We start from the raw sequence: 21,837 nt of genomic DNA, 5'->3' as shown, positions 1-21,837 counted from the left end.
GCCCGCCCGATCGCACCGGGCGGGCCCGAGAGGAAACAGCGGCGGACCGCTAGCCGAGGGTCTGGGCCGCCGTCGGCGAGGAGTCCTTCAGGAACTGGGTGCAGCGCTCGTACTCCTCCTGCTCGCCGATGGAGCCGGCGGCGCGGGCGAGGGCGTGCAGGGCGCGCAGGAAGCCGCGGTTCGGCTCGTGCTCCCAGGGCACCGGGCCGTGCCCCTTCCAGCCGCTGCGGCGCAGGGCGTCCAGGCCGCGGTGGTAGCCGGTCCGGGCGTAGGCGTACGACTCCACGACACTGCCCCGCTCGAACGCGTCGTCGGCCAGCTGGGCCCAGGCCAGCGAGGACGTGGGGTACTTGGCGGCGACGTCCGCGGGGGCGGTGCCGTTTGCCAGGAGCTCGCGGGGCGCGGGGTCGTCGGGGAGGTGGGTCGGGGGCGGGCCCCCGAGGAGGTTTTCGTGAATCGACATGTGAACCAGTGTCGCCCCTGCTGGGGGCTGCCGCCCCCAGACCCCCGCTGTCGGCCCTTGAGGGGCCTCGTCCTCAAAGGCCGGACGGGCTGAAATGCCCTGACCAGCGCTTCATGCGATCCGCTTCCTCGCCCGCTCCCCTTCCAGCGGCGGCGCCGTGACGGAGCCGTGGGTGCGGCACTCGGGCCGACGGCATCCCGGCGGCAGGGGACGTACCGTCGCGAAGGCGACGACCGCGCCGAGCACCAGGACGCCCGCGCAGATCAGCATCGCCCGGTGGAAGGCGTCGTCGAAGGCGCTCGGGGAGAGGTACGCGTCCGGGCCCATCCCGGCGAGCAGCGGCAGGGCGGCCACCGCGATCAGGCCGGCCGCGCGGGCCGCCGCGTTGTTGATGCCGCTGGCCAGGCCCGCCCGCGCGGTGTCCACGGAGGCGAGGACGGTGGCCGTCAGCGGTGCCACCAGGGTGACCATGCCGGCGCCGAGGACCAGCACGGCGGGCAGGACGTCGAGCACGTACGAGGCGCCCGGCCCGACCCTCAGCATGAGCAGCATGCCGGCCGCGCACAGGAGCGGTCCGACGGTGAGCGGGATGCGCGGCCCGATGCGGTCGGCGAGGGCGCCCGAGCGGGCGGAGAACAGCAGCATCAGGACGGTGGTCGGAAGCAGGGCCGTACCGGCGGCGACGGGGGACCAGCCAACCGCGACCTGGAGCTGGAGGGCGGTGAGGAAGAAGAATCCGCCGAAGGCAGCGTAGACGCAGAGTGTGACCAGGTTGACGGCCGTGAACTCGCGGGACGTGAAGATGTCCAGCGGCATCATCGGGTCCGGGCGCCGCTTCTCGACCTGGACGAAGGCCACGCCCGCGGCCAGCCCGGCCACCGCGGTGACGGCGACCACGAGGGAGCCCTGCCGGGCCTCGATCAGGGCGTACGTCACCAGGGCGAGCGCGAGGGCGCCGAGGACCGCGCCGAGCACGTCGAAGCGGCCGTGCGTGCGCCCGTCGGCCGACTCGGGGACGTGGCGTACGGCGATGGGGGCGCACAGCAGCGCCAGCGGGACGTTGAGGAGAAAGACCCAGCGCCAGCCGGGGCCGTCCACCAGCCAGCCGCCCAGGAACGGGCCGACCGCCGCGCCGATCCCGCCGAAGCCGGACCACAGGCCCACCGCCCGGCCCCGGTCGTCGGGGTGGAAGGACGCCTGGATCAGCGCGAGGGAACCGGGGGTGAGGAGCGCCCCGCCGACCCCCTGCAACGCGCGGGCCGCGACGAGCACGCCCGCGTTCGGCGCGAGGCCGCACAGCAGGGAGGCCGACGCGAACCACACCACCCCGATCACGAAGATCTTGCGGCGGCCGTAGTGGTCACCTAGGGAACCGCCGAGCAGGATCAGCCCGGCCAGGGTGAGCATGTACGCGTTGACCGTCCACTGGAGGGCGGCGAGGTTCGCGTCCAGGTCGCGGCCGATACGCGGCAGGGCGACATTGACGACGGTCGAGTCCAGCATGGCCATGCTGGAGCCGAGCACGGTGGTCAGCAGGATCCACTTGCCCTGCGGGGTGGCGATCCGGACGTCGGGCATGCCCCCAGGTATACGCCGAGCCCGGCGTCGTGGCACAGACGCCGGGCTCCTGAGTTCCCGAGAGGTTCCCCGGGGTTACTTGATCTTCGTGCCGGCCGAGCGCAGGTTCTGCGTGGCCTCGACGACACGGGCGGCCATGCTCGCCTCGGCCAGCTTGCCCCAGGTGCGCGGGTCGTAGGTCTTCTTGGAGCCGACCTCGCCGTCGACCTTCAGGACGCCGTCGTAGTTGCGGAACATGTGGTCGGCGACGGGACGCGTGAAGGCGTACTGGGTGTCCGTGTCGATGTTCATCTTGACCACGCCGTTCTCCAGCGCGGTGCGGATCTCCTCCTCCGTGGAGCCGGAGCCGCCGTGGAAGACGAAGTCGAAGGGCTGGGACCCGGCCGGCTTGCCGAACTTGGCCGCCACGCCGTCGTTCAGCTCCTTCAGCAGGTCGGGACGGAGGACGACGTTGCCCGGCTTGTACACACCGTGGACGTTGCCGAAGGAGGCGGCCAGCAGGTAGCGCCCCTTCTCGCCCAGGCCGAGGGCCTCCGCCGTACGGATCGCGTCGTCGACCGTCGTGTACAGGGAGTCGTTGATCTCGTGCGAGACGCCGTCCTCCTCGCCGCCGGTCGGGGTGATCTCGACCTCAAGGATGATCTTCGCGGCGCGGGCGCGCTCCAGGAGCTCCTGGGCGATGGCCAGGTTGTCGGCGAGGGTCTCCGCGGAGCCGTCCCACATGTGCGACTGGAAGAGCGGGTTGCCGCCGGCCTTCACGCGCTCCTCGGAGATGGCGAGCAGCGGACGTACGTACCCGTCGAGCTTGTCCTTGGGGCAGTGGTCCGTGTGCAGGGCGACGGTGACCGGGTACTTCTCGGCCACGATGTGCGCGAACTCGGCGAGGGCGACCGCGCCGGTCACCATCTCCTTGCTGTACTGACCACCCAGGAACTCGGCGCCACCCGTCGAGATCTGGATGATGCCGTCGCTCTCCGCCTCCGCGAAACCGCGCAGGGCCGCGTGCAGGGTCTGGGTCGAGGTCACGTTGATCGCCGGGTAGGCGAACTTGCCTGCCTTCGCCCGGTCCAGCATCTCGTTGTAGACCTCGGGAGTTGCGATGGGCATCTGTCCGCTCCTTGGTATGTGCGGGTTGGCGTGCTGCGTACTACGGCCCTGACCTAGACCTTGGGGGCTGACGTCGTCGTCGCGCCCATCTTTCCAGACTTGGCCTGATGCTTTGCCCGCCGTGTCCGGCTTGTGGACAACGCGGTCGGGGTACCCGGGAGTAGCTCAGTCGAGTCCGAGTTCGTCCTTGGAGTAGGCGTAGAGGTAGGGCACTCCGGCACCCTCCTGGATCTTCTCGGCGGCACCGGTCGCGCGATCGACGATCGTGGCGACGGCGACGACCTCCGCGCCCGCCTCACGCACCGCCTCGACGGCGGTCAGCGGGGAGCCGCCGGTGGTGGAGGTGTCCTCGACGACCAGCACCCGGCGGCCCTTGATCTCCGGCCCCTCGACCCGCCGCTGCAGCCCGTGCGCCTTGGCCGCCTTGCGCACGACGAACGCGTCGACGCGCTTGCCGCGGGCGGCGGCCGCGTGCAGGACGGCCGCCGCGACCGGGTCGGCGCCCATGGTCAGACCGCCCACCGCGTCGAAGTCGAGGTCCGCGGTCAGGTCCAGGAGCACCTGCCCGACCAGGGGGGCGGCTTCACCGTCAAGGGTGATGCGGCGCAGGTCGACGTAGTAGTCGGCCTCCAGACCCGAGGAGAGGGTCACCTTGCCGTGCACCACGGCCTTGTCCTTGATCTGCTGCAGCAGCTCGCCACGTACGTCCGTCATGCCGCCCAGCTTAAAGGCGGTGCCAAGTCCAGGTGGTCGAGGCCTCGAGCGGCTCCAGCGGGGTGACCAGGCGGGGCAGGGTGTTCAGGCCGTTGGGCGGGCCGGTCTGGGGTTCCACGCACACCGCCTCCTCCTGCTCGTCGTAGACGACGACCCACTCCTCGCGGCTGGTGACCTTCAGCTCCAGCTGCCCGGGCCAGGTGAGGGTGACGTCGACTCCGCCGGGCATGCCGAAGCAGTCGTCCCAGGGGCCGGGGCGGGGGTCGACGCGGCTGCCGGTGGGCAGGTGGTCGTCGCCGCGCTCCTCCTGCCAGGCAGGGGTGAAGTCCAGTTGTACGTCCTTGCCGCCGAGGTTCCGGTTGAACCACGGGTGCCAGCCGATCTGGGCCGGGAAGGAGGAGTCGATCGTCTCGACGGACATCGTCAGGGTCAGGGCGTCGGGCGTGAGCGCGAACTGCTGGGTGACCCGGCCGGCGTAGGGCCAGGGCTCGACCAGGTCGTACGTGAGGACGGCCTCGTCGGCGTTCACGCGCGCGGTGTGCCAGGCGCCGTCGCGGACCGTGCCGTGGATGGCGTGCGGCGGGGAGTTGAGCGGCATCTGGTGGACGGTGGCGCCGTCCCGGAAGCGGCCCTCGCGGATCCGCCCGCACCAGGGGACCATCGGGAAGCAGCCGAAACGTTCGCCCTGGCGGAGCAGTTCCGTGCCGCCGACGCGCAGTCCTCCGACCCGGCCGCCGTTGCCCGGCTGCACGGTCACCTCCGCGTCGCCCGCGGTCAGCGTGATGTCTTCGTTACTCACGGGACGACCCTACTGGGGCGATCAAGACCGCCGTCAGTGACGCTTGCGCAACAGCCGGCCCACGACGATCGCGGACGCGACGACGAGGGCCGCCGCGGGGGCCGCCCAGCGCAGGGAGGAGCCGGCCGAGACCGTCTGCGGGGCGGGGACCGGGGCGTAGCGGCCGCGGGGCGGGGCGTGGTCGACCTCCTCCGCGCTGCGGCCGATCATCGTGCGGCGGGCGTGGGCCGCTTCGGCGGGGGGCGCGCCCTCGACCACGTCGTCGGTGTCGTCCGTGTCCTCGGCGAGCGGGTCGAGGGCCGGCGGGGGGACCTCGGTGTCGTGGACGGAGGTGTGCTCCGTGGGCTCGGCGGCGGGGGCGGGCGGGTCGTCCGCGTCCGGGGTCGTCTCGAAGTCGCTGGTCGCCTTGGGCTCGAACTCCTGGGTGACGAGGGGCTCGGGCTCCTCTGCCTCCTCGGGTTCCTGGGGCGTCTCGGGCTGCTCCAGAGTGCCCTCGGTTCCCGCGCCCGCCGCCAGGCTCTCCGCGAAACGGTTCAGCAGGCGGGTCGCGGCCGACGCGACCTGCTCGGCCGGCAGTTCGGTGAGGCGGCCGTCGGCGGAGGCCGTGCCCTCGAAGGTCAGCCGGGAGCCGCCGTCGGCCTCCTCGACGCGGAGGGTGAGGGCCAGCTTGACCGAGCCGGTGCCCCGGGTCTCGGCGGCGTCGCCCTCGGCGGCGTACGAGCCGTCGTCCTGCGCGGTGATGCGGACGGTGCCGCGGTAGGTGACGGAGTGGCTGCCGACGCGCATTTTCAGCCGTCCGGTGACCGGCTCGGCGCCCGCGTCCTGCTGGAGGCCGGGAACCGCCCGGGCCACCTGCGCGGGGTCGGCGAGGGTTTCTTTCAGCCGTGCGGCCGGAACCGGAACGAACACCTCATGCTCCATGTCGGCCGAGCCTACCTAGATGGCCGGGTCATGCACCCCTGTTGGTCGAAAGTGACCGCGCGTCGGTGTCGGGCCTGCTGGGGGCTGCCTTCTTCGGGACGGGTGCTTCGGCCTGAACGGCCTCGTCCTCGAACTCCTCTACTCGGGCTGAAAAATGCCGGCTGGCGCCAAGCCGTACTGCCAGGCGTCACCAGCCCGTCTCGTAGGCCACGACCACCACCTCAGTAGCGGGGGTGGACCAGCGTCGACGGCGGCAGGTCCGTGATCCCGGCGTGGGTCGCCGCCCTGCCGTCCGCCGCCAGGGACGCCGGGGCCAGGGTCCGCGGTCGCGGGGCGTGCGGGTCGAGGCCGAGGGGCGGGGCCGTACGAGCGGACGCCAGGACGAACCCCCAGTCGCGTGCCGCGCGGGATGCGTCGGCCGTGCGGTCGGGGCCCGCGGCGAAGCCGGAGTCGCGGCCGCCCACCCGGTAGGGGGTGGTGTGCAGGCCGGCGGCGCGCAGGGTCGCGACGACGGTCCAGAACACCCGCGGGCGGGTGGCGAACGGCCCGGCGTGCACCACCAGGCGGCCACCGGGTGCGAGGGCGCGCCGGGTGAGGCCGTAGAACTCCTGGGAGTACAGCTTGGTGCTGGCCGTGATGCCCGGGTCGGGGAGGTCGGAGATCACCACGTCGTACGTCGAGGTGGGCGCCGTGCGCAGCCAGCGGAAGGCGTCGTCGGTCGTCACGCGCACCCGCGGGTCGTCGTAGGCGTGACGGTTCAGCTTCGACAGGGCCGGGTCGCGGCGGGCCAACCGGACGACTCCGGCGTCGAGTTCGACGACGTCCACCCGCCGCACGCCCGCGTGGCGCAGCACTTCGCGGGCGGCGAGGCCGTCACCGCCGCCGAGGATCAGCACGCGCGCGTGCGGGCCGTTCATCGCGGGGTGCACCAGGGCTTCGTGGTACCGGAGTTCGTCGCCGCCCACCCTGAGGCGGCCGTCGAGGAAGAGGGCGAGGGGGCGGCCGCCGGTGCCGCCGGTGAGGACGATCTCCTGGGTGCCGGTCTGCAGCGCCACGCGTACGTCGTGGCCGTACACCGCGTGCCGGGCCGCCTGTTCGAAGTCGTCGACCAGGACGGCGGCGGCCGCGAGGAGGCCGAGCACGGCGAGGTTGGCGATCAGCAGCAGCCAGCGGGTACGGCGGGTGAGGTCGCGGCGGAACAGGCCGAGGACGAGGGTGCCGCCCGCGACCGCGTTGACCGCGCCGGTGATCAGCACGCCGGTCAACTGGCCCAGCAGGGGCAGCAGGAGGAACGGGAAGGCGAGACCGCCGACCAGCGCGCCGACGTAGTCCGCGGCGAACAGGTCGGCCACCGCGCCGCCCGCGTCCTGCCGCCGGATGCGCTGGATCAGCTCCATGAGGAGAGGGACCTCGGCGCCGATCAGCAGGCCGATGGTGAGGGAGAACGCGACGAGCAGCCAGCGCGGCCCGCTCGCCCACAGGCCGCCCCAGTCGCCGGTCCACGCGAACACCGCGTACAGGGCCATCGCGCTGCAGCCGCCGACGAGCGCGAGCGTCGCCTCGATCGCGCCGAAGGCGGCCGCGGCCCGCCAGCGCAGGCGCTTCGCGGCGAGCGAGCCGATGCCCATCGCGAACACCATGACCGACAGGACGACCGAGGCCTGGGTGACCGAGTCGCCGATCAAGTACGAGGCCAGGGCGACGAGTTCGAGCTCGTACACGAGTCCGCAGGCCGCGCATACGAAGACGCATGCGAGCACCAGGAACCGGCCGGTGCTCGGCTGGACGGGCAGCCGCGCCGGGCCCGCCCAGGGGGGCGGGGAGCCGGGTGGCGCCGGCGCGTGCGGTTCGATCACAACTGCGACGTTACGTCACTGCAACTTCACGCTTCGTCACCCACACGTGTGGAACCGCCGGACAGTTCCACAGCGCGTGTTTGAGACCGCGTGATCGGGTCAGGCGCCCAGCGGACTGATCTGCGGTGCCGGAACCCGGGCGCCCACCCGCGTCCGCGTCGCCACCAGCTGCCCGTCCTGCGGGTACGCGTGCCAGGTCCGCCAGTGGACCTGACCCTCGTGCCACTGGGCCAGCAGCGCGGTGAAGGCGTGCGGGCTGCCGGGGAAGACGCCCGCAAGTCCGTGCGGATGGTCGGAGACCAGCGCGAGCAACTCCTGCGCGCGCCCCGCGAACGACCCCGGTGACAGGACCTCCACGCGGGCCGCGAACTCGTACTCCCAGTCGCCCATCCGCTTGGCGACGCCCAGCGGCAGCGGTGTGCTGCTGCCCGGCATGCAGGCCACCGTCTCCGAACAAGTGCCCCGCTGTTCCTCCAGGAGCACCTGGTGGGACGCGCCGAGAAGTCTCAACTGGAGCTTGGACCCGGCCAGTTCGAGGTCGAGCGTGGCCAGGGCGGGAAGCGGCTCACGCCCGAGGGCCCAGGCGAGGTCGGCCGCGCGCGTGTCGGTGTATGAGGTGTTCAGGGTCGTGAGCATGGGTCGGCTCTCCGCTGGCACACAAAGAAAGGTAAGGAGGAAGGCGTGGGGGTCCGGCACACCGGGCGACACCGGGGGATCGGCCCGGACGGCCCGGTCGGCCCAGTCGGGAGATCAGGCAGGTCAGGAAGGTCTCAGCAGGACATCCGAGGACCGCACCGGTGTTTTAGAGGGAATCATGAACGGTGGCGCCGTCACAGCGTTTTTACCCATCTTCGTGGGGTTTCCATCCCTCAGAGGGCTCCACTGCTCAACTGTTCAACCACGGCGTGCGCCACGGCGGCCATGGCGTACGCCGGAGCACAGGAGCACCCGCCGGGGCGTGGGCTCCGGCGGGTGCTCGACGGGTGTGACAGGCGAGTATGCGGTTGCCCCGTGGAGCTCGGCTGCCCCGTGTCAGCTGCCTCCGCCGCATCCACCACCGCCACCGCAGGACGACCCCCCGCCACAGGACGACCCGCCACAGGAGGAGTGACCGCCCCCGCAGGAGTGGTGCCCCCCGGAGTGATGACCGCCCGAAGAGCCGCCGTCTCCCCCGCCGGCCCACCAGCTGCTGCTCCCGGTGCTGTCCCCGCTGTGCGAGCCGCTCCGGCTCCCCCCGCCGAACGACTTCGCCCCGCCCTTGCCCGCTGCCTTCGCGACGATCGCCACGAACGCGATCACGACCGCCACCACGATGAAGCCGATGACCATGGCGCCACCGTCCTTTCGATATCCCCCGAAGCAGCCCCCCGTGGGTGCCTCGCCTCTTGCGTGAACGGGGGATGCCCGGCGGCCTCGGCGGTCAAAGCAGAGTTGAGGAACTTCAGAGGGTTCTGACGCGCAGACGGCCCCTGACCTGCATAGAAGGGCAGGTCAGGGCAGCGACGGCGGCCAGGAGCGCGGTGCGGACGACTCCGCCGACGAGCACGACCGCGACGGTGTTCTTGTCGATCGGGACCGACGGGAGTGAGCGCGATGCGAGTGCCGGGTCGGTCGGGGCGTGGGTGTGCGCGGGGTCGGGTTGTCGGGGTAGACGCCGAGGAACTTCACCGCTCCCCAGGCGAAGAGGGCGAGGACGAACACGAGCGGCAGGCTGACGGTCACGGTCTTCTGGGTCCTTTCAGCGGACGGGGCAGCGAGGAGTGCGGGCAGCCAGTTCGGCGGCGGCACGGCTGTCGTGGTCGGCGGCACAGCAGGTTTCCTTGTTCGCTTGCCTGCGGCGCGCGGACGTGCGTAGATGAGCGGCATGTCACCAGGGGTGCGGCGGCTGGCCGCCTTCGGTTCGTCCGCGTTGGTACTCGGGCTTGCGGCTGTGGGGGGAAGGTGGTGGGTGGGCGAGTCCTGGACCACCGTGATCACCATGTGCTGCCTTGAGGTACTGATCATTTCGACGGCTATCGGCACCCGGCGACTGTTGCGGAAGCGGTAAGGCCTCCCGCCGGGGCCCGCTTTCAGAGCTGGGCGGCGATGGCTTCGGCCAGGGGAGCCGGAACCCCGGGCTGAGAGTCTGGCCACGCGCACGACCGGCGAACGTAGTGTGAGCGCGTCCAACGCGCTGACCTCACGAGACTCCAGCAGATCTCAGGACGCACCCCGAGCTACGCTCACGACCTTGCCGTGGATCTGCCATCCATCTTGAAGGTGTGGGAATGTCCGTCCTCCTTTCCGTACCACGCAGAGTGACAAGCGTGGCGTTCGTGGCCGTACTGCTCGCAGGGGGATCAGTTGCCTGCGGAGGGGGCGCCACGAGTGATTCAGCGGGGGCAGGCCGACCTGAAGTGACTCCTGCGGCGGCCGTGGCGAGGGCGGAGAAGAACGCCAAGGACATCACGTCGCTTCGCTATCGGATCAGCGGGACCGTGCCGGGGAAAGGCCGTCTGGAGGCCGAGGCCTCCATGAACACGCAACCGCTGGCCATGAGTATGAAGATGACGTCTGCGGCCGCCCAGGGTGGGAACGGCCGGGGCAGGCGAGGCCAGTTGGAGATCCGGTTCGTCGGCAAGGTGATGTACGTCGGCGGGAGTGCAGTGCGTCCCGAGACGCTGAAAGGCAGGACTTGGCTCAGCGCTGCGCCGGCCATATGGGGGCGCGGCGGAGGGGAAAACCAGTCCTACGGCGTACTGCCCAGTCAGCTGCAGGTAAACCCCACGGGACAGGCAACGCTTCTGACCGGGTCCAAAGATCTGCGTCTGATCGCGACCGAGACGGTCGACGGCGCCAAGACCACGCACTACGAGGGGACGGTCAACAGCAAGGGGCTGATCGGAGGGCGCCTCGATCAGTTCATGCAGTTGGAAGTCTCCGACCCGCTCACCATGGACCTGTGGATAGACGGCGACGGCCGCCCCAAACAGTTCCGTATGCGGGCCGAGCACAACGACATGCTTTCCGGCACCGGAGACGGACGGCTCGACCTGACCATCACCTTCCTCGACATCAACCAGCCCATGGCCATCAAAGCGCCGCCGGCCAAGGACACCACCCCGCTCGCGGACGACGCCTCGCCCAGGACAGATGAGCGACACCTGGCAGAGGAGAACGTCTGAGACGGCGGCCCCGTCTCAGTTTCCGTCCAGCCCCAGACCCCACCACCACAGTCGGAAGGCGTGCGCGCGGCCGGCGCTGGCAGGGCACTCTTGGCCATCGGCGGAGCCTGGCCGTCGGTTGGGTCCCGGGCTGCCCCGGGCCGCCCCCGGACAGAACCAGGGATGCAGCTGCACTACAGAGCTGGACACCTCGGAAGCCGGCCGCGCGCAGGCGGACACTACCTCGGGGTACTGACAGACGGCAGCGGTGCGAGGCCGAGCCACCCGCTGCGCCGCCACAGTCGTTCAACCGCGAAGCGGAGTCGAGGAACTTCACAGGGTGCGTGTACAGGGCCCTTCCCGGGGCAGCAGGACTCAGAGCCCAGTCCCCGCCCCTCTCGCGAAGGGTGAGCCACCCATGGCCTTCTTTGCGGTCTCCCGATCGCAGCCCCTGAAGTTCCTGTCCGCCACCGATCTGGCCATGGAACACGAGCGCCTCGAAGCGGAGTGCGCCCAGCTGGAGCAGGCGGTCACCTCGCACGCCATCGTCGACCAGGCCATCGGCGCCGTCGTCGTCTTCGGACGGATGGCGCCGGAGGAAGCCTGGCGGGTTCTGCGCGACGTGTCGCAGCGCACCAACACCAAGCTGCGCGTGGTCGCCGAGCATGTCATGGAGTTCACGCAGGGTACCGAGCTGCCGCAGGCCGAGCGGATCGAACTGCGGAAGGCGATCGCCCGGTACCAGTCGTGGAAGCGGTGAGTTGAGGAACTCCGCAGCCTGAGCGCAGGATGACCGGCATGACCTCCAGCACCCGACCCCTCCTCAACCGCCGCCTCGCCGAGTTCGGGACGACGATCTTCGCCGAGATGTCGGCCCTGGCCGTGCAGACCGGCTCCATCAACCTGGGCCAGGGCTTCCCCGACACGGACGGCCCCGAGGAGATCCGCGAGGCCGCCGTACGGGCACTGCGCGACGGGCGCGGCAACCAGTACCCGCCGGGCCCCGGCATCCCCGAGCTGCGCACGGCGATCGCCGCACACCAGGAGCGCCGCTACGGGCTGGCGTACGACCCCGACACCGAGGTCCTGGTCACCGCCGGCGCCACCGAGGCCATCGCCGCCACCCTCCTCGCCCTGCTGGAGCCCGGCGACGAGGTGATCGCCCTGGAGCCGTACTACGACTCGTACGCGGCCTGCATCGCCATGGCGGGCGGGACCCGCGTGCCGGTCACTCTGCGTCCGCATGAGGATTCCTTCCGCCTCGACCTCGACGAACTGCGCGCCGCCGTCACCGACCGCACCCGCCTGCTGCTCGTCAACACCCCGCACAACCCCACCGGCACGGTCCTCACCCGTGCGGAGCTCACCGCGATCGCCGAGCTGGCCGCCGAGCGCGATCTGCTCGTCGTCACGGACGAGGTCTACGAGCACCTGGTCTTCGACGAGGCCGAGCACCTGCCGCTCGCCACCTTCCCGGGCATGCGCGACCGGACGGTCACCATCGGCTCGGCCGGCAAGACCTTCTCCTTCACCGGCTGGAAGGTGGGCTGGGTGACGGCGGCCCCGGGACTGGTCTCGGCGGTCCGCTCCGCGAAGCAGTTCCTGACCTACGTCTCCTCCGGGCCCTTCCAGTACGCCGTCGCCGAGGCGCTGGCGCTCCCCGACAGCTACTTCACCGCCTTCCGCGAGGACATGCTCGCCAAGCGGGACCTGCTGGCGGCGGGCCTCGCGGACGCGGGCTTCAAGGTCTTCCAGCCGGCCGGCACCTACTTCGTCACCACCGACATCCGCCCCCTCGGCACCGTGCTGTCCGAAGAGGGCGACGGCTTCGCCTTCTGCCGCGCCCTCCCGGAGCGCGCCGGGGTCGTCGCCATCCCGAACGCCGTGTTCTACGACCACCGGGAGGCGGGCGCACCGTTCGTGCGGTTCGCGTTCTGCAAGCAGACGGCGGTGCTGGAGGAGGCGGTGAAGCGGCTCAAGGCACTGGCGGGCTGATCCGGGGCCTGTCACGCCGCCACGCCGAGGGTCGCGAGACCATACCCGGCCGGACGCCCAGCGCTCGCGCGCTCCCCGTTCACGCTGCACTGTGCCGGTGTGACCCACGCCAGCACCCTCACTCGTTCCGCCGTCGCGGAGCCTGCCGCCCAGGGTCGTGTCCATGCGACCCGGGTGGCAGCCATGGCCACCGCGCTCGGTCTGTTCCTCGCCGTACGGCTGCTCGGTGTCGCCACGCTCGCCCTGGTGGCCCGGGCGACGACCGGCCGGGACGCCCTCGGGCTGCTCGGGCGGTCCTGGGACTCCGTGTGGTACCTGGGCATCGCATCCCACGGGTACGGCCGCATCCAGCACCTCCGGACGGGTGTCATGTTCAGCGACATGGCGTTCTTCCCGCTCTACCCGGCACTGGTGCGGGCCGTGCGCGCCGTGAGCCCGCTGGGCGGGGGCGCGTCCGGGCTGGTGGTGTCCTGGGCCGCGGCCGCCGTGGCCGCCTGCGGGATCTACGCGATCGGCGCCCGGCTGCACGGCCGGGCCGTCGCGTTCGCACTGGTGCTGCTGTGGGCGCTGCTGCCGCATTCCGTCGTGCTGTCCATGGCGTACACCGAGCCCCTGCTGACCGCGTTCGCCGCCTGGTCGCTGTACGCGGTGCTCACCGGGCGCTGGGTGTGGGCGGGGTCGCTGGCGGCGCTCGCGGGGCTGGCCCGGCCCAACGGGTTCGCGGTCGCCGCCGCGGTGCTCGCGGCGGCGGCCTGCGAGGTGTGGCGGTGCCTTCGTGAGCGCCGCAAGGTTTCCCACAGGCTGTGGACGGGCGCCGCGCTCGCCCCGACCGGATGGACGGCGTACATCCTGTGGGTCGGGCGGCACGAGAGGAATCTGCTCGGCGGGTACTTCGCGGTGCAGCGGCAGTGGGGCTCCCGGTTCGACTTCGGGCGGGGCTCGCTCCGGTTCGTCAAGCACCTGCTGCTGCACGGGGACCGGTTCGTCTTCCCGATGACGATGGTGATCGTGGCGGCGGGCGTCGTGCTGTACGCCCTTCTCCTCGCCGACCGCGCCCCGCTCCCGCTCCTCGTCCACAGCGGTGTGCTGCTGCTGATCGCCCTCGGCGGCTCCGGCTTCTTCGAGTCGAAGCCACGCTTTCTGCTCCCCGCCTTCCCGCTCCTGCTGCCCCTCGCCCAGGCCCTCGTGCGCACGGCGAGAGCCCGGCCGTGGCACGCGACCGTGGTGGTCGCCGCCCTGGCCGGGCTCTCGTTCGTATACGGGGCGTATCTGGTCGTGATCGCCCAGATGCCCCTGTAGAGCTGTCGCTCTGTGGAAGCGGGCGGGAGGACTACTCCTCGTCGTCCCCGGGCTTCTCGTCCGCCTCGTTGATCTCCTCTTCGAGACCGAGCTGCTCGACGAGCCACTTGTCGAACTCGATGGCGGCCCGCACCCAGCTGACCGTGGACGACACGAAGTGCTCCAGGCTGACGCCGGTGCCGATCAGCATCTGCGCCTCGCCGATCAGCCGGACGGTGCCGTCGTCGTGAGTGTGGCTGTAGACCTTGGGCCACAGGGTGCGGCGGTTCCAGTCGTCGATCGACTCGAGCAGCTGCGGCTTCTCGTCGATCTGGTGGGGCCGGTCGTAGAACGTCCGCACCGAGAAGACCTGCTGGTCGCCCTCACCGCGGAACATGAAGTACGTACGGAACTGCTCCCACGGCGCCGCGAGGTCACCCTCGTCGTCGACGACATACTTGAGCTCCATCTGGTCGAGGAGCTGCTTCACGAGGTCCTGATCCGGGACGACGGGGCCCGCCGGTCCTTGGGGCTGCGGCTCGGGCTGGCCCCCGAAGTTCGGAATCGAGGACGGGTCGATGCTCACCGTGATTTTCCCTTCGTACGGATGCCGCCATCCTCCCCCATGCGGGGAGGGGGGTGGCAAGCCGGTGCGATGATCCCTCCGTGCGTCTACCGAGAGCGTTGCGCTGGTTGCTGTGGGTCCTGTGGCTGGGATGCCTGGTGTTCGCCGTCTGGTTCTTCGTCACCGTGTACCTCGCCATGACCGAGGTATGACATGCGGCGGGCCCGCCACCGGAAGGCGGCGGGCCCGTGCGGCGGCACCTGGCCGGTCACAGCGTCTTGCCGGTCGCGGGCCCCACGATCAGTCCCTCCCCGAAGGCGTCCACCCGGACCGTGTCGCCGTCCTTGACCTCGCCGGAGAGGATCTCCTTGGCGAGGCGGTCGCCGATGGCGGTCTGGACCAGGCGGCGCAGGGGGCGGGCGCCGTAGGCCGGGTCCAGGCCCTCCGTGGCGAGCCAGTCCAGCGCCTCGTCGGTGATCTCCAGGGTGAGACGCCGCTCCGCCAGGCGCTTGGCCAGACGGTCGATCTGGAGCTTGGCGATGCGCTCCAGCTCGGGCTTGGTCAGCGCCGAGAAGACCACCAGGTCGTCGAGGCGGTTGAGGAACTCCGGCTTGAAGGAGGTGCGGACCACCTCCAGGACCTGTTCCTTCTTCTCCTCCTCGCCGGACAGGGGGTCGACCAGGAACTGGCTGCCCAGGTTGGAGGTGAGGACCAGGATCGTGTTGCGGAAGTCGACCGTGCGGCCCTGGCCGTCGGTCAGGCGGCCGTCGTCCAGGACCTGGAGGAGGACGTCGAAGACCTCGGGGTGGGCCTTCTCGACCTCGTCCAGCAGGACCACGGAGTACGGGCGGCGGCGGACGGCCTCCGTCAGCTGGCCGCCCTCCTCGTAGCCGACATAGCCGGGCGGGGCGCCGACCAGGCGGGCCACGCTGTGCTTCTCGCCGTACTCCGACATGTCGATGCGGACCATCGCCCGCTCGTCGTCGAAGAGGAAGTCGGCGAGTGCCTTGGCGAGTTCGGTCTTGCCCACGCCCGTCGGGCCGAGGAAGAGGAAGGAGCCGGTCGGGCGGTCGGGGTCGGCGATGCCCGCGCGGGTGCGGCGGACGGCGTCGGAGACCGCCTGTACGGCCTCCTGCTGGCCGATCAGGCGCTTGCCCAGCTCCTCCTCCATGCGCAGGAGCTTCTGCGTCTCGCCCTCCAGGAGGCGGCCGGCGGGGATGCCGGTCCAGGCGGCGACGACGTCCGCGATGTCGTCGGAGCCGACCTCTTCCTTGACCATGGTGTCCTTGGACGCCTCCTCCTCGGCCTCCGAGGCGGCCTCCAGGTCCCTTTCCAGGGTGGGGATCTCGCCGTAGAGGAGCTTGGAGGCGGTGTCGAAGTCGCCGTCGCGCTGGGCCCGTTCGGCCTGTCCGCGCAGTTCGTCGAGCTTCTCCTTCAGCTCGCCGACGCGGTTGAGGGACTGCTTCTCCTTCTCCCAGCGGGCGGTCAGGCCGCGCAGCTCCTCCTCCTTGTCGGCGAGGTCGCGGCGCAGCCGCTCCAGGCGTTCGCGGGAGGCCGGGTCGGTCTCCTTCTCCAGCGCCAGCTCCTCCATCTTCAACCGGTCCACGGCGCGCTGGAGTTCGTCGATCTCGACGGGGGAGGAGTCGATCTCCATGCGCAGGCGGGAGGCCGCCTCGTCGACGAGGTCGATGGCCTTGTCGGGAAGGAAGCGGGAGGTGATGTAGCGGTCGGAGAGGGTGGCGGCGGCGACGAGTGCGCTGTCGGCGATCTGGACCTTGTGGTGGGCCTCGTAGCGGCCCTTGAGTCCGCGCAGGATCGCGATGGTGTCCTCGACCGTGGGCTCGGCGACCAGGACCTGCTGGAAGCGGCGCTCCAGGGCGGGGTCCTTCTCGATGCGCTCGCGGTACTCGTCGAGGGTCGTCGCGCCGACCATGCGCAGCTCGCCGCGCGCGAGCATCGGCTTCAGCATGTTGCCGGCGTCCATGGCGGAGTCGCCGCCGGCGCCCGCGCCGACGACGGTGTGCAGCTCGTCGATGAAGGTGATGATCTGGCCGTCGGAGTCCTTGATCTCCGCGAGGACGGTCTTCAGGCGCTCCTCGAACTCGCCACGGTACTTCGCGCCCGCGACCATCGCGCCGAGGTCCAGCGCGACGAGCCGCTTGTCCTTGAGGGACTCCGGTACGTCGCCCTTGACGATCCGCTGGGCGAGTCCTTCGACGACGGCGGTCTTGCCGACGCCGGGCTCGCCGATGAGGACCGGGTTGTTCTTGGTACGGCGGGACAGCACCTGCACGACACGGCGGATCTCCTGGTCCCGGCCGATCACCGGGTCGAGCCGGCCCTCGCGTGCCGCGGCCGTGAAGTCCGTGCCGAACTTCTCCAGGGCCTTGTACTGGCCCTCCGGGTCGGCTGTGGTCACCCGACGTCCTCCCCTCGCCTGCTGGAAGGCCTCCTGCAGCTTCTTCGCACCGGCCCCCTGCCCGGACAGTACGTCACCGGCGGCGCCGCCCCTGGCGGCGATGCCGATGAGCAGGTGCTCGGTGGAGAGGTACTCGTCGCCGAGGTCCCGGGCGCGCTCGGCGGCGTCCGCGATCACGGCGAGCAGCTCGCGGTTGGCCTGCGGCGGCGCGACGGTCGAGCCGGTCACGCTGGGCAGCCCGGCGAGGATCTTCTCCGCGCCGGCCCGTACGGCCGCCTGGTCGGCGTCGACGGCGGCCAGCAGGTCGGTGATGTTCTCGTTGTCCTGACCCTGGAGCAGGGCCAGGAGCAGGTGTGCCGGGGTCAGGTCGGCGTGCCCCTCGGTCAGGGCCCGCTGCTCGGCCGCCCTGAGGGCGTCCCGGCTCCGGTTGGTCAGCTCGGCGTCCACTGTCGCGTTCTCCTCCTGAGGTCAGCCGTCCGCCACAAGTCCAGTACTGACTCGGTCAGCGTACACAAAGTTGAGTCTATTCCACTCAAGGAGGCGTCGGGGAGGGTACGGAGGCTAAGTTCCGGGGCCATGGCGACCTATGCGCAGGACCCGGGTGCCCCCGACGCCGCGTACCTCGACTTCTGGCGGGAAAGGCACCTGTGCACGCTGACCACCCCGCGCCCGGACGGCAGCCCGCACGTGGTGCCGGTCGGGGTCACCTACGATCCGGGCGCCGGTCTGGCCCGGGTGATCACGAACCGGACGAGCGCCAAGGTGCTGAACGTGCTGGCCGCCGGCGACGGGGGTGCCCGGGTCGCGGTGTGCCAGGTGGACGGCCGGCGCTGGGCGACGCTGGAGGGCCTGGCCGTCGTAAGGGCCGAGCCGGAGCGGGTCGCGGAGGCGGTGCGGCGGTACGCGGAGCGCTACCGGCGCACGCCCGGCCCGAACCCGTCACGTGTGGTGATCGAGATCGAGCTGACGCGGGCGATGGGCCTGGTATGACGGCTGTGGCCGCCGTGACGGCAGGGACCGTTTTCGGCCAGTGCTCATCGGCGGCCCACTCTGCCGATACCCGGAAATGTCCCGCAAAACTGCAGCGGCGTCACCGTGTTCAGGTCACGGTGACGCCGCTGCGGGGGGAAGCGCCTGAGCGAACTGTTACGACGGGGGATTCGCGTCAGGCACTGCGGGGGGTGGCTGAGATGGTCCGAACATCGGGGGTTTCCGGTTCCACCAGCCGGTGGTCTCGTTGGTCGAGATTCACAAAGATCATTCCGTACCGAATGGCACATCGCACTGGCTGCGGCGCCCCCCGAGGCCGTCGCAGACACCGGTACGCCCGTACGTCCTCGTCCTCGTCCCGCGTGACGACGACCGGCTCACCGAAGACGGTCACCATCAGCGAGTCACCGGCGTGGGGGATCGCGGTGACAAGGTCGATGAAGTGCCAGCCGGAGCGGTAGGCCGTGGCCATTTCGCGGCGGAAGGAGCGGTCGTCCGGTGGGATAGTCACGTCGTCAGCTCCCGGCGCTGTCTTCAGTGCTGGACTCGACTACCGCCGGCCAATGGGAGTCCGCAAGCGTGACGGACTGGGCGGCCGCCGGCCAATGGGAGTCCGCTCGAGTGTTCTCCCTCACGTGGGAGGTACCGCCCAGTACTCCGAGTCCCACGACGGCGGAGAGGGCGGCAACAAGCACCGAGCGAAGCATTCTGTTCCGCATAGTCGGCTTCGTCCTCACTTGAAAGTCTCCTCTTCCCCCGTCGGATAAGACGATGGCTCATTCGAACACGTCATGGCCACAGGATCGATGCATCATGTTCCTGCATGTTCAGGACCCTGGGGGGTGGAGATTTCGTGGCAAATCAGACTAAGGCGGCGCATCCCCATGCGGTGACCGAAATCTGTGAGGAGGGTGGCCGACTTTATGCGAACGCCCTGCGCATGGGACGGATCGCCCGAGCAGAGGTGGAGTCCGCCCCCTGCCTGATGGAGTTCGCCCTTCTCCACCCCGACCCGGACGATGCGGACTGGCTGCGGCCCGTGCCGCCGTTCGCCGCCCTGGCCGAGCGGCTGCACCCCATCGAGCGCGAGATCACAGAGCGCCGCCGGCTGTCCATCGAGCTCGCGCACGCATTCGAGCCGTTCTTGGCGCTCAGCACCCAGGCCGCGGTGACCGACAACTCGATCACCGTGCTGGAGGGGGGAAAGCGGATCAACGCGGCACTCAACCTGGCCACCGCCCAGTGCCAGAGCGAGATGCTCACCATCCAGCCGAGCGACGACCGCTTCTCCGAGCGCAGCCTCATGCAGGGGCTGGAACGAGACAAGCCGCTGATCGAACGCGGCGTGCGAATCCGGACGCTGTACCAGCACACGGCCCGCTACAGCCCGGAGAAGCTGGCCTACGTGGCCCAGCTCTCCAACGGCAAGGTGGAGTACCGCACCATCGACGAGGTGGTGGAACGCCTCATCGTCTGCGACGAGACCGTCGCCTTCATCCCCGCCCGCGACGACCAGCAGGTCGCCCTGGAGCTCCGCCATCCCGGCCTGATCCGCTACCTGGTCAGAGTCTTCGAGTTCATGTGGGGCCGGTCCGTCCCGCTGAGCGCGGGCGCCCCCTACGAGCCCGCGGCCGGCGGCATCACCGACATCCAGCACTCCATAGCCAAGCTGCTCGTGGAAGGCCACGTCGACGAGGCGATCGCCCGCCGCCTGGGCATGAACGTCCGCACCTGCCGCGCCCACATAGCCAAGCTGGCCACGGCCCTGGGCAGCGGCAGTCGGGCCCAACTCGGCTTCCTGATAGCACAGTCAGGAATCCTGAACCCCGAGAAGTGACCCGAGCGAAAGGAAGTGCGGTGCCCCCGGCGAGGCATCCGGAACACGGACCCGAGGACCTGTGCCCGGCAGGCACTGAGTTGTACGAACGCGCCCTACGTGAAGGCCACGTCACCGGCACCGACGCCGAAGCCGTCCCCTGCCTGGTCGACTTCGGCCTCCTGCACCCTGCTGTGGCCGACCTGAACAGGCTGGAGCCGGTCGCACCCGCCGTGGCGCTCCACCGGTTGCTGCGGACCACGGGGGAACGTATCGCCCTGGAGCGGCGCCGCGAACAGCGGCTGGCCGACACGTTCGAGCCGCTCCTGCGGATCGGCGGTCGCTATACGAGAGCGGCCGAAGCCCCTACCGTCACCGTCCTCAGTGGGTACGGCCGCATCGGGCGGGCCATAGACGAAGCCATGGCCGACTCCGGCGAGTTGCTGACCATTCAGCCTCACGGTCACCGACCGCCCAAGATGAATGCCGAGGCGCTGGCCCGCGACCAGGCCCTCCTCGACCGCGGCGGCCGTATCCGCACCCTCTACCAGCACACCCTCCGCCACTCGCCCACCATCATGGCCCGGTACGAGCAGCTGGACGGCGATGTGGAGGCCCGCACACTCGACGAAGTCACGGACCGCCTCATCGTCGTCGACCGCACCACGGCCTTCATCCCCGCCAGCGAGGACCGTGCGCTGGCTCTGGAATTGCGCCACCCCGTCATCGTCGCTTTCCTCGGCACGGTTTTCGACCGCCTCTGGCGCCTCGCCACGCCCATGCACCCTGAGGCTGTCCGCCACCCCACCCTGAACGGCGTCACCCCCCGCCAACGCGCCATCGCCGCCCTCCTCGTCGAAGGCCTCACCGACGCCGTCATCGCCGACCGCCTCGGCATGAACATCCGCACCGCCCGCGTCCACATCGCCAAACTGGCCGCCACCCTGGGCAGCCAGAGCCGGGCGCAGCTCGGCTATCTCATCGGACAGTCGGGGATTCTTGACCAGGAAGGGTGACGGAGGGGGCGGCGTCCGCCGGGTGGCGGGGCCCGTCGAGGCCCACCTGGGCGATACGGACGCCGAGTTGGGTGCGGCTGGCCGCGCCCAGAGTCTCGGAGAGCCGCGCGATATGGGCACGGCAGGTGCGCACGCTTATGCCGAGCCGCTCCGCGATCACCGCGTCCTGGTGGCCCTCCGCGAGGAGCGCCGCGATGGACCGCTCCCGGTGTGAGATGCCCTCGATGCCGGTGTCGGGCAGCGGCGCGGTCAGCGGGATCGCCAGGCGCCACAGCCGGTCGAAGACCGTGACCAGGTACTCGACCAGCGCCGGGTGGCGCAGCTCCAGCGCCAGGGTGCGGTCCGCGTTCGCCGGGATGAACGCCACCGTGCGGTCGAAGAGGATCAGCCGGTCGATGACCTCGTCGAGGGTGCGGGCCTCGACCGAACCGCCCATCAGCTCAAGGTAGTTGAGCAGGCCCTGCCCGTGCCGGGCCACATGGGTGTACAGGTCGCGCATCCGCACGCCCCGCCCGCGCAGCGCGAGCGCCCGGTGCAGGCCCTCGGTGAGTTCGTGCTCGGGGCGGATGCCGCCGGGCTGGACGGTGAGGACCTCCGTGGTGCAGGCCTCCGTCGCCTTGTCCATGGCGTCCTGGATGCGGGAGAGCCCGTCGAGGACGCGGATCGCCGCGCCCTCCCCGGCGCCCGGGCCCGCCTGCGTGGCGGGGCCCAGGCCCGCGTACCGCTCGACGGCGGAGACCGCCGCGCCCACCCGCCGCTGGCTCGCGCTGACCTCGTCGTACACCCCGCGCAGCAGTCTGGTCATGACCTCCTGCGGAGACGTCGGGACCAGCCAGTCCATGTCGTCGGGGTCCGGGTGCAGCAGGGCCAGCTCCAGCAGGCACGGCACCGGTTCGGCGTCCCGGCGCGCCACCCGGCCCCGCCGTACGGCCCGGGAGTACACGCGGTCCCCGGCGTCGCACAGCCGGTCGGCACCGTGCGGATGCTCATCCGTCCCGTGCCCGGCCATCGCCCATCCCACCCCCGGTTCCACCGTCTGTCGCAGCGCAACTATGCGCGGCCCGGACCAGCTCCGCAACACGGCTCGGCCCGAACCGAGCGCCCCGTAAGGGGATGGGCCGTGTCGGTTTGCCGCTTCGCCGCACGGGCGCGGGCAACCACGACGCGGCCGCGGAAA

19 protein-coding genes and 1 pseudogene are annotated in these 21,837 nt (G+C 70.9%); 7 read left to right on the top strand and 13 right to left on the bottom strand.

Annotated features, from left to right (window positions below; genetic code table 11):
• Window positions 1-49: 49 nt before the first annotated feature.
• From ACWC1K_RS01090 to ACWC1K_RS01050, 9 genes and pseudogenes are all read right to left on the bottom strand, one after another.
• Window positions 50-463 (bottom strand): DUF3151 domain-containing protein, encoded by a 414-nt coding sequence (locus ACWC1K_RS01090; protein WP_030942162.1) that lies wholly within the window; start codon window positions 461-463, stop codon window positions 50-52.
• 111 nt (window positions 464-574) lie between these two features.
• Window positions 575-2,041 carry an MFS transporter gene (locus ACWC1K_RS01085; protein ID WP_450827685.1) on the bottom strand — a complete coding sequence of 489 codons (1,467 nt, stop codon included), beginning with the start codon at window positions 2,039-2,041 and terminating at the stop codon, window positions 575-577.
• A 75-nt stretch (window positions 2,042-2,116) separates the two neighbouring features.
• On the bottom strand, window positions 2,117-3,148 hold the full coding sequence (gene fbaA, locus ACWC1K_RS01080) for a class II fructose-bisphosphate aldolase (RefSeq protein WP_450827683.1): 1,032 nt from the start codon (window positions 3,146-3,148) through the stop codon (window positions 2,117-2,119).
• Between the two features lie 165 nt (window positions 3,149-3,313).
• Window positions 3,314-3,862 (bottom strand): orotate phosphoribosyltransferase, encoded by a 549-nt coding sequence (pyrE, locus tag ACWC1K_RS01075; RefSeq protein WP_351472563.1) that lies wholly within the window; start codon window positions 3,860-3,862, stop codon window positions 3,314-3,316.
• 10 nt (window positions 3,863-3,872) lie between these two features.
• Complete coding sequence (locus tag ACWC1K_RS01070) at window positions 3,873-4,661, bottom strand: aldose epimerase family protein (protein WP_450827681.1); 789 nt, start codon at window positions 4,659-4,661, stop codon at window positions 3,873-3,875.
• Between the two features lie 33 nt (window positions 4,662-4,694).
• The gene (locus ACWC1K_RS01065; protein ID WP_450827679.1) at window positions 4,695-5,582 is read right to left on the bottom strand and encodes an SRPBCC domain-containing protein; all 888 of its coding nucleotides are present in this window, start codon (window positions 5,580-5,582) and stop codon (window positions 4,695-4,697) included.
• A 221-nt stretch (window positions 5,583-5,803) separates the two neighbouring features.
• Window positions 5,804-7,438, bottom strand: coding sequence for a polyamine aminopropyltransferase (locus tag ACWC1K_RS01060; protein ID WP_450827677.1), 1,635 nt, complete (start codon window positions 7,436-7,438; stop codon window positions 5,804-5,806).
• Window positions 7,439-7,537: 99 nt separating this feature from the next.
• Window positions 7,538-8,074 carry a DUF2617 family protein gene (locus tag ACWC1K_RS01055; protein WP_450827675.1) on the bottom strand — a complete coding sequence of 179 codons (537 nt, stop codon included), beginning with the start codon at window positions 8,072-8,074 and terminating at the stop codon, window positions 7,538-7,540.
• Between the two features lie 1,102 nt (window positions 8,075-9,176).
• A pseudogene (locus ACWC1K_RS01050) lies at window positions 9,177-9,278 on the bottom strand (mobile element transfer protein); the annotation flags it as partial.
• A 574-nt stretch (window positions 9,279-9,852) separates the two neighbouring features.
• Here ACWC1K_RS01050 and ACWC1K_RS01045 point away from each other — a divergent pair.
• The 4 genes from ACWC1K_RS01045 (at window position 9,853) to ACWC1K_RS01030 (ending at window position 13,875) form a co-directional block, all read left to right on the top strand.
• Entirely contained in the window at window positions 9,853-10,602 is a 750-nt protein-coding gene (locus ACWC1K_RS01045; protein WP_450827673.1) for a hypothetical protein, read from the top strand.
• Window positions 10,603-10,999: 397 nt separating this feature from the next.
• A complete protein-coding gene (locus ACWC1K_RS01040; protein WP_450827671.1) occupies window positions 11,000-11,341 on the top strand; it encodes an ANTAR domain-containing protein in 342 nt (113 codons plus the stop codon).
• 29 nt (window positions 11,342-11,370) lie between these two features.
• Window positions 11,371-12,576: a pyridoxal phosphate-dependent aminotransferase gene (locus ACWC1K_RS01035; protein ID WP_450827669.1), complete on the top strand. Its 1,206-nt coding sequence runs from the start codon at window positions 11,371-11,373 to the stop codon at window positions 12,574-12,576.
• A 99-nt stretch (window positions 12,577-12,675) separates the two neighbouring features.
• A complete protein-coding gene (locus ACWC1K_RS01030) occupies window positions 12,676-13,875 on the top strand; it encodes a mannosyltransferase family protein (RefSeq protein WP_450827667.1) in 1,200 nt (399 codons plus the stop codon).
• A gap of 31 nt (window positions 13,876-13,906) precedes the next feature.
• Here ACWC1K_RS01030 and ACWC1K_RS01025 read toward each other — a convergent pair whose 3' ends face one another.
• Both ACWC1K_RS01025 and clpB read right to left on the bottom strand, forming a co-directional pair.
• Window positions 13,907-14,440, bottom strand: coding sequence for a YbjN domain-containing protein (locus ACWC1K_RS01025; protein ID WP_344406035.1), 534 nt, complete (start codon window positions 14,438-14,440; stop codon window positions 13,907-13,909).
• A gap of 247 nt (window positions 14,441-14,687) precedes the next feature.
• A complete protein-coding gene (clpB, locus tag ACWC1K_RS01020; RefSeq protein WP_450827665.1) occupies window positions 14,688-17,285 on the bottom strand; it encodes an ATP-dependent chaperone ClpB in 2,598 nt (865 codons plus the stop codon).
• A gap of 129 nt (window positions 17,286-17,414) precedes the next feature.
• On the opposite strand from clpB, the gene ACWC1K_RS01015 reads away from it, so the two are divergent.
• Entirely contained in the window at window positions 17,415-17,828 is a 414-nt protein-coding gene (locus ACWC1K_RS01015) for a pyridoxamine 5'-phosphate oxidase family protein (protein WP_450827663.1), read from the top strand.
• 175 nt (window positions 17,829-18,003) lie between these two features.
• Here the strand turns inward: ACWC1K_RS01015 and ACWC1K_RS01010 are convergent, their stop codons facing one another.
• On the bottom strand, window positions 18,004-18,300 hold the full coding sequence (locus ACWC1K_RS01010) for a Rieske (2Fe-2S) protein (RefSeq protein ID WP_051833874.1): 297 nt from the start codon (window positions 18,298-18,300) through the stop codon (window positions 18,004-18,006).
• A 351-nt stretch (window positions 18,301-18,651) separates the two neighbouring features.
• On the opposite strand from ACWC1K_RS01010, the gene ACWC1K_RS01005 reads away from it, so the two are divergent.
• Together ACWC1K_RS01005 and ACWC1K_RS01000 are read left to right on the top strand one after the other, a co-directional pair.
• Window positions 18,652-19,665, top strand: coding sequence for a helix-turn-helix transcriptional regulator (locus ACWC1K_RS01005; protein WP_450827661.1), 1,014 nt, complete (start codon window positions 18,652-18,654; stop codon window positions 19,663-19,665).
• Between the two features lie 20 nt (window positions 19,666-19,685).
• The gene (locus ACWC1K_RS01000; RefSeq protein WP_450827659.1) at window positions 19,686-20,660 is read left to right on the top strand and encodes a LuxR C-terminal-related transcriptional regulator; all 975 of its coding nucleotides are present in this window, start codon (window positions 19,686-19,688) and stop codon (window positions 20,658-20,660) included.
• On the opposite strand, the gene ACWC1K_RS00995 is transcribed toward ACWC1K_RS01000, so the two are convergent.
• Window positions 20,623-21,669, bottom strand: coding sequence for a helix-turn-helix transcriptional regulator (locus ACWC1K_RS00995; RefSeq protein ID WP_450827657.1), 1,047 nt, complete (start codon window positions 21,667-21,669; stop codon window positions 20,623-20,625). The genes ACWC1K_RS01000 and ACWC1K_RS00995 overlap by 38 nt on opposite strands.
• Window positions 21,670-21,837 lie beyond the last annotated feature (168 nt).

It is taken from the genome of Streptomyces sp. NPDC001492, from assembly GCF_053597275.1.
Note: the sequence above shows the minus strand (reverse complement) of the source record. Positions and strands in the feature narration are given on the sequence as shown.

Bases quoted from the DNA above. Each gene is read 5' to 3' on its own strand.
- ACWC1K_RS01040 (WP_450827671.1), top strand. From the start codon at position 11,000: ATGGCCTTCTTTGCGGTCTCCCGATCGCAGCCCCTGAAGTTCCTGTCC.
- ACWC1K_RS01015 (WP_450827663.1), top strand. From the start codon at position 17,415: ATGGCGACCTATGCGCAGGACCCGGGTGCCCCCGACGCCGCGTACCTC.
- fbaA (WP_450827683.1), bottom strand. From the start codon at position 3,148: ATGCCCATCGCAACTCCCGAGGTCTACAACGAGATGCTGGACCGGGCG.
- ACWC1K_RS01065 (WP_450827679.1), bottom strand. From the start codon at position 5,582: ATGGAGCATGAGGTGTTCGTTCCGGTTCCGGCCGCACGGCTGAAAGAA.
- ACWC1K_RS01035 (WP_450827669.1), top strand. From the start codon at position 11,371: ATGACCGGCATGACCTCCAGCACCCGACCCCTCCTCAACCGCCGCCTC.
- ACWC1K_RS01010 (WP_051833874.1), bottom strand. From the start codon at position 18,300: ATGGCCACGGCCTACCGCTCCGGCTGGCACTTCATCGACCTTGTCACC.
- ACWC1K_RS01090 (WP_030942162.1), bottom strand. From the start codon at position 463: ATGTCGATTCACGAAAACCTCCTCGGGGGCCCGCCCCCGACCCACCTC.
- ACWC1K_RS01085 (WP_450827685.1), bottom strand. From the start codon at position 2,041: ATGCCCGACGTCCGGATCGCCACCCCGCAGGGCAAGTGGATCCTGCTG.
- ACWC1K_RS01005 (WP_450827661.1), top strand. From the start codon at position 18,652: ATGTTCAGGACCCTGGGGGGTGGAGATTTCGTGGCAAATCAGACTAAG.
- ACWC1K_RS00995 (WP_450827657.1), bottom strand. From the start codon at position 21,669: ATGGCCGGGCACGGGACGGATGAGCATCCGCACGGTGCCGACCGGCTG.
- ACWC1K_RS01055 (WP_450827675.1), bottom strand. From the start codon at position 8,074: ATGCTCACGACCCTGAACACCTCATACACCGACACGCGCGCGGCCGAC.
- pyrE (WP_351472563.1), bottom strand. From the start codon at position 3,862: ATGACGGACGTACGTGGCGAGCTGCTGCAGCAGATCAAGGACAAGGCC.